Raw genomic sequence first — 6,164 nt, forward strand, 5'->3', positions numbered from 1 at the left:
GGTGGCACCCTTGTCCGGGTTCGATGCTCAGGTCGATCCCGTAGTCCTCGAAGATGCCCTGTTCCAGGCCGTAGTACAGCGGGGCGTGCTCGCCGTAGGGATACCAGTTGAGCGTGAGAGTGATCTTGTCGGGTCCTTCCTCCTCGGAGGCGGTCCCGCCCCCCGCGCAGGCGGTGGTGAGCAGAAAAGCGGCGGCGCAAGGGGCGAGTTTCAGCTGTCTCGGCATGGGGGAACCTCCTGAAGAGCGCGCGAACGCATCCGTGGCTGTGTGAGGTAGATCTAGCAGGGGTCCAGAACCCCGCGGCAGGTGCGTGCTGCTACACACCGGGCTGTTGGGTGCGGTGCGCGCCGATCCGGCACGCACGGGACCTACCGGGGCGGCGGGGCGCGCACGGAACAAAAGGGTGCGGCCTCGACCATCCGGGCGCGACCGTCCGGCTCGCCTTGGTCGAGAAGCGCTGCGGCCACCGGCCCGCGGCAGGGCCCGCGCACCACTGTCCGGCAGGCGCTCGGCGCCCCTCCAGCGTCCGCCGGCGCGGGAGGGCACATGTTCCAGGTGCGGGGAGTCATCGCAGGACATGGCGGTGCAGATCTCCGCGTGAGACGGCACCGACTCCGCCTGCGCTTTATCAGCCGTGGCCGGAGTCATCCTGGGAGCGTGCCAGACTCACGACGGGATTTCAGGAGATCGGAGGAAAGCCGAATCGCCGCCCCGGGCCGGACCGGGCCAACGCACCGGCGGGGTAGTACTGAAGGGCGGGGGAGCACCGGGGATGCGCCGTATGAATCCCGGGAGCGGGTGGGCGCCTTGCGGGGCGCCGAGCAGGACCGTCCTTTCCGGGGGAGCCGCAGTCCCGCGCTCCCGTGCGGGGCGGGAGTGGGCAGCTCCCGCCCCGGCGCTTACAGGGCGCGTTCGGCGTAGACCCTCATCGCGTCGCGGATGAAGGCCGCCGTGCCTTCATCGTGCCTGTCGTAGACCGTGGTGAAGCGCGGATCGTCGACATACATCTGGCCGAGCCCGGCGAACTGCTCCGCGTTCGGGCGCCTGCCCTGCCAGCCGAGCGCCACCCAGTCGTAATGGCGCCCGGTGATGGCCTGAACCTCCTCGCTGTCGGGCGTCCGGCCTGCCGCACACGCCCGGGCGAAGTCGGCCGCGATGGCGTGCTGCCGCTGCTGGAATCCGTTCCGCTCGTCCTCCGAGAGCGAGCGCCACCACCGGTCGCCCTGCTCGTAGGCCTCGCGGCCCCAGCGCGCGATCACCTCGTCCTTGTAGTGCGTGTGGTCGAAACCGTCGAATACCTCGTCTGCCACCAGGTGTTCACCTCCCTCCATCCTGTCCAGGGTCGTGCGTACCGACTCGATCCGCCGTCCGATCCGCGCGCGTTCCCGTTCGAGCAGCTCCAGGTGGGCCCGCAGTGCGGCGGCGGTGTCCCGCTGACCCTCGACCACCTCGGCGATGGCGTGCAGGCCGAGGCCGAGCTCGCGCAGCAGCAGGATCCGCTGCAGCCGCACGAGCGCGTGCTCGTCGTAGTAGCGGTAGCCGTTCCCGCCGACCCGGCTCGGTCTGAGAAGTCCGATGTCGTCGTAATGACGCAGCGTTCGGCTCGTGGTACCGGCCGAGCGGGCGACTTCTTGAATGGACCATTCCATCGCTCGGTCCCTTCGACCCGTCGTCGGTGACAACGACGGTAGGGGTTGACGCAGCGTCAAGGTCAATCGCGGCGCGGGCGTTCCGGTCCGGTCAGTCGATCCCGCCCTCGGCGCCGAGGAGCCGGCGGATCCGGTTGGTCGCGGCCGCGAAGGCCGGGTCGGACATCGTCGCGGCGTAGTCGCGCTGGTCGGGAAGCTCGATGTCGAGGGTTTCGATGACCCGGCCGGGGCGGGCGCTCATCACGGCGACCCGCCCGGCCAGGTAGACCGCCTCGGCGATCGAGTGCGTCACCAGGAGGATGGTCGTTCCGGTTTCCCGCCAGATGCGGTGGAGCTCCACGTTCATCTGCTCGCGGGTGAGCGCGTCGAGCGCGCCGAACGGCTCGTCCATGAGCAGTACCGGGGGGCGGTGCAGCAGGGCGCGGCACAGCGCGACCCGCTGCTGCATGCCGCCGGACAACTCATGCGGGTAGGCGTCCTCGAAGCCGGCCAGCCCGGTCATCTCGATCAGCTCGTCGATGCGCCGGTTGGCCGCCCCGGTGTCCATGCGCCGGATCTCCGCCTGGATGGCGATGTTGCGCCGGGCCGTGCGCCATTCGAGGAGTGCGGCACGCTGGAACACGTAGCCGATGTCGGCCCGGGGGCCGGTGACCTCGCTGTCGAACAGCGACACCGTGCCGGAGGACGGGCGCAGCAGTCCCGCGGCGAGTTTCAGCAGCGTGGACTTTCCGCACCCCGAAGGCCCGGCGATGGCGACGAACTCGCCCCGTCCCACCCGGAGAGTGGTGTCGTCCAGGGCCAGGACCTCGGTCTTCCTGGCACGGAAGCGGACGCTGACGTCCTCGATCCGCACCGCCGCGGCGGTGGCTCCGTCCGCCGCCGCGGGATCTCCGTCTAGGACACCCGCCTGGTCGTGCGCGCCCGTCACTACTGAGCCTCCGCGAACTCGCCGGTCCAGTACGCGTCGGGTGTCCCCGCCTCCTCGATGAACCCGGTCTCGATCAGGATGTCGATGGTCTGCTGCCAGTCCTCCTCGGCGTTGACGCCGGGAGCCTCGCCCTCGGTCGCGTCGGTGTGCAGCAGCTCGAACGTGGCGTCGAGCTGCTCGGTCAGCACCTGGTCGCTGGGAAGTTGCTCGGAGGCGCCCTCCATGGCCGCGACCGCTTTCTCGGGGTTGTCCTGGGCGGCGCTCCAGGATTCCTGTGTGGCGGTGACCATGCGCTGGACCAGGTCCTCGTCGCTCTCGACGGCGGACTCGGAGGTGAGCAGGCCGTTTCCGTAGTAGTTGAGGTTCCAGTCCGCGTAGCGCAGCACGTCGACCTCGCGGCCGGTCTCCTCCGCCATCTTCGGTGCCTGGTCGTGGGCGAAGCCGAGCAGACCGTCGGTCTGACCGGAGGCGACGGCCGAGATCTTGCCCGCGGAGTCGGTGTTCTGAATCTCGACCGCGTCCTCGTCGATGTCGTTCGCAGCGAGGAACGCGGGGAAGGTGGTGGTGAGCGCGTCGCCCGCGGTGGATGCGAGCGTCAGTCCCTCCAGGTCCGCGGGCTCCTCGATCTCCTCTTCGGCGAAGAACTGCACCGCGGAGGGGGTGGTCTGCAGGTACACGCCGAGGCTGCGGACCGGGACGCCCTCGCCGGCCGAGGCGAGCAGGGCGGGGGTGTCGGCCCAGCCGAAGTCCGCCTGCCCGGCGCCGGCGGCTTGGACGGTCCGTTGTGAGCCCTGTCCGGGTTCAATGCTCAGGTCGATCCCGTGCTCCTCGAAGATGCCCTGCTCCAGGCCGTAGTACAGCGGGGCGTGCTCGCCGTAGGGATACCAGTTGAGCATGAGAGTGACCTCATCGAGTTCGCCGGTGTCGCCGCCCCCGCCGCCCGTACAGGCGGCGGCGAGAAGAAGGGCGGCGGCGCCGGACGTGAGCTTGAGCTGCTGCTTCATGCGGTAAACCTTCCGGGACTCGCGCGGAGTGTCTGTGGCGGTACGGGGGGTGAGGGGCGAACAGTTCAGAAGGCGGTGGTGGCGGCATTGCTCCGGCGGCTGGGGTGCCAGGGGAGGAGCAGCTTCTCCGCCAGCTCGATCAGGAAGAACAGCACGACGCCGACGAACGACATCACGATCAGGCCCGCGAACAGCATGGGTGTGTCTATGTTGCCGTTGGCCTGCAGGATCACGAACCCGAGCCCTTCGTTGCCGCCGACGAACTCGCCGACCACGGCACCGGTCACCGCCAGCGTGACCGCGACCTTCAGGCCGGAGAACAGGTGCGGCAGCGAGGCGGGCAGCCGGATCTTGCCGAAGGTCTGCAGCGGTCCGGCGCCCATGGTGGCGGCGAGTTCCAGCATCTCGGGGTCGACGGCGCGCAGGCCCGCGACCATCGAGATGACGATGGGGAAGAACGCGATCAGGATCGCGATCAGCACCTTGGGCGAGAAGCCGAAGCCGAGCCAGACGATGAACAGCGGTGCGATGGCGATCTTCGGGATGACCTGTGCGAACAGCAGAACCGGGTAGAGCGTCTTCTCCGCGGTGGGCGAGTACACGATGAGCACGGCGGCCAGGACGCCGAACGCCACCGCCAGCGCGAAGCCGACCACTGTTTCCAGGGTCGTGATCCAGGTGTGCTGGATCAGGTATCCGGAGTTATCGACCAGGGTCTCGATCGTGGCGCCGGGGGACGGAACCAGGTAGGGCTGGATCAGCCCGGTCACGGTCACCGCCCACCAGACCAGGAAGAGAGCCAGAAGAAGGGCGAGCGGACGCCAGGATCGGTCGACGAGATCGGCGGCGCGCGCACTGGCGGCGGGTCGAGCATGCGGTGTCACACCGGTCGGTGGGGATGCTGTGGTGTTGGAGCTCACGCTCCTCCTCCTTAGCCGGCCACAGGACCGCGGCACGGAGCCGCTCTCGGATATCCCGCTCTCATTTTTTGAAAGCGCTTTCCAGTACGTCGTCTGTGTAGATTAATAGCGCGGATCACAGTGGTCAAGGGAGGGGGGGTCAGAGTACCTGTCCGTGCGGTACCGAGACGTCACAGCCGGTGGCCGACGGGACGAGCGCGCGGGCGGGTCAGGATAGGGCGCTGGTGAGCAGTGCGCGGGTCTGGGCGATCGCCTCGTCGTTGACGAAGTGTTCCCGGTCGTCGTAGGTCTGCATGGTGACCTGGGCGCCCATCTCCCGCATCAGTGCGGCGGTCGCCTCGACCCGTTCGATGGGAACCCATTCGTCGTAGCGGCTGCTCCCCAGGAACACCGGTGTGTTGGCCAGCGAACCGGTAGGGGAGCGCGGCTGGTCCGCCGGTCCGATGTAGCCGCCGGTGAGCAGTGCGGCCGCGGCGTAGCGCCGCGGATTGCGCAGCATGAACTCCGAGAGCAGACAGGCGCCCTGGGAAAAGCCGAGCAGGGCTGTCCTTTCTGGGGGGAAGCCGTGCTCGCCCGCCTGGTGGAGCGCCTGCGCGCAGGTGTCCAGCGCCTGGTCGAGTCGTGGCTGGTTGGCGTCGATCGGGGCGGTGAACCCTTCCGGATACCAGGTGCGCTCAGCAGCCCTGGGCAGCACGTAGCCGATCTCCGGCAGGGCGAGACGGTCGAGCACGCCCATCATGAATTCCGGGTCCTGGTTGCGGCCGTGCACAACGATGGCCGCGAGATCGGCGTCCTGGAGCCGCGCGCCGGCAAGAGCCGCCGGCCGTGCCAGATGCGGATTGGTCATTCGACCCAGCCTTGGGGGGTTCGAGCGGGTCATGCGTCCGACGCCGCCCGACCCCGGTTCCGACGCCTTACGGCGCCCGGCCATGGGCCGAGCGGTCCGGCCAGCCTAACGAATCCGGGCGCCGCGCTGGGAGGGCCCTCGCGGGCGGGGGACGCGGACGGGGAGCCGCCGTGATCGACCCGAGGGCCGGTGCCCGCCGGCGACGGGGATCCGAGGTCGGGTCCTGGAAGCGCGGCGGCCGCTACGAGGTGCCGGACGGAACCGCGGGGAACCGGCACGGGCCGTGTCTTCAGCGTTCCTCGGTCGGGTGGTCCGGATCGGTCAGCCGGCTCGCGATGCGGTAGTCGACGCGGACGTCCCGGTAGGTGACGCCCGTTTCAACCTGATCTGGCAGGTTGACGCGGTCACTGCCGGACGCGGACTCCTGGTCCGCGTCACCGGGGAACTCCACCGCCGTCTCCGGCGCTTCGTGGAACGTCAGCTCCTCCCCGGTCACGGAGGCGGTGATCTCCACGTCGCCGCTGCGCGGTCGTGATGGTCTGGCCATGGTCCTTACGCCGCCTCAGGTCTCTTTGCTCGTGTTTCCGACCCTCTTGCCTGCGCTCCTGCCGGCCTTGCCCGCGTTCCTACCGACTTTGCTCGCCGCCTTGCCGGCCCTCTTGCCGGCCTTGCCGGCGCTTTCCGCTGCTTTGCCCGCGCTCTTGCCGGCCTGGCTCGCGGCGTCGCCCGCGCCTTCGCCGGTGTCCTCTACTGCTTTGCCGGCGCCTTTGCCGACTTGGCCCGCGGCCTCGCCCGTACCTTCGCCGACGTCCTCT

6 protein-coding genes and 2 pseudogenes are annotated in these 6,164 nt (G+C 69.4%); all 8 read right to left on the reverse strand.

All coding sequences use genetic code 11. The features are described from left to right. Positions 1-226, reverse strand: a pseudogene (locus VS93_RS32250) (ABC transporter substrate-binding protein); the annotation flags it as partial. A 674-nt stretch (positions 227-900) separates the two neighbouring features. Beyond that, entirely contained in the window at positions 901-1,650 is a 750-nt protein-coding gene (locus VS93_RS25685; RefSeq protein ID WP_046472430.1) for a MerR family transcriptional regulator, read from the reverse strand. A gap of 91 nt (positions 1,651-1,741) precedes the next feature. Continuing rightward, the gene (locus tag VS93_RS25690; protein ID WP_046472431.1) at positions 1,742-2,578 is read right to left on the reverse strand and encodes an ABC transporter ATP-binding protein; all 837 of its coding nucleotides are present in this window, start codon (positions 2,576-2,578) and stop codon (positions 1,742-1,744) included. Beyond that, positions 2,578-3,582 carry an ABC transporter substrate-binding protein gene (locus VS93_RS25695; protein WP_046472432.1) on the reverse strand — a complete coding sequence of 335 codons (1,005 nt, stop codon included), beginning with the start codon at positions 3,580-3,582 and terminating at the stop codon, positions 2,578-2,580. The genes VS93_RS25690 and VS93_RS25695 overlap by 1 nt, the downstream gene beginning before the upstream one ends. Before the next feature lie 65 nt (positions 3,583-3,647). Further along, the gene (locus tag VS93_RS25700) at positions 3,648-4,502 is read right to left on the reverse strand and encodes an ABC transporter permease (RefSeq protein ID WP_082127207.1); all 855 of its coding nucleotides are present in this window, start codon (positions 4,500-4,502) and stop codon (positions 3,648-3,650) included. Between the two features lie 208 nt (positions 4,503-4,710). Further along, positions 4,711-5,349 carry an alpha/beta hydrolase gene (locus VS93_RS25705; protein ID WP_052746006.1) on the reverse strand — a complete coding sequence of 213 codons (639 nt, stop codon included), beginning with the start codon at positions 5,347-5,349 and terminating at the stop codon, positions 4,711-4,713. A 289-nt stretch (positions 5,350-5,638) separates the two neighbouring features. Then, positions 5,639-5,896, reverse strand: coding sequence for a hypothetical protein (locus VS93_RS25710; protein WP_046472434.1), 258 nt, complete (start codon positions 5,894-5,896; stop codon positions 5,639-5,641). Positions 5,897-5,911: 15 nt separating this feature from the next. Then, a pseudogene (locus VS93_RS29930) lies at positions 5,912-6,164 on the reverse strand (hypothetical protein); the annotation flags it as partial.

The sequence above is a fragment of the Allosalinactinospora lopnorensis genome (assembly GCF_000981225.1).
GTDB lineage: Bacteria > Actinomycetota > Actinomycetes > Streptosporangiales > Streptosporangiaceae > Allosalinactinospora > Allosalinactinospora lopnorensis.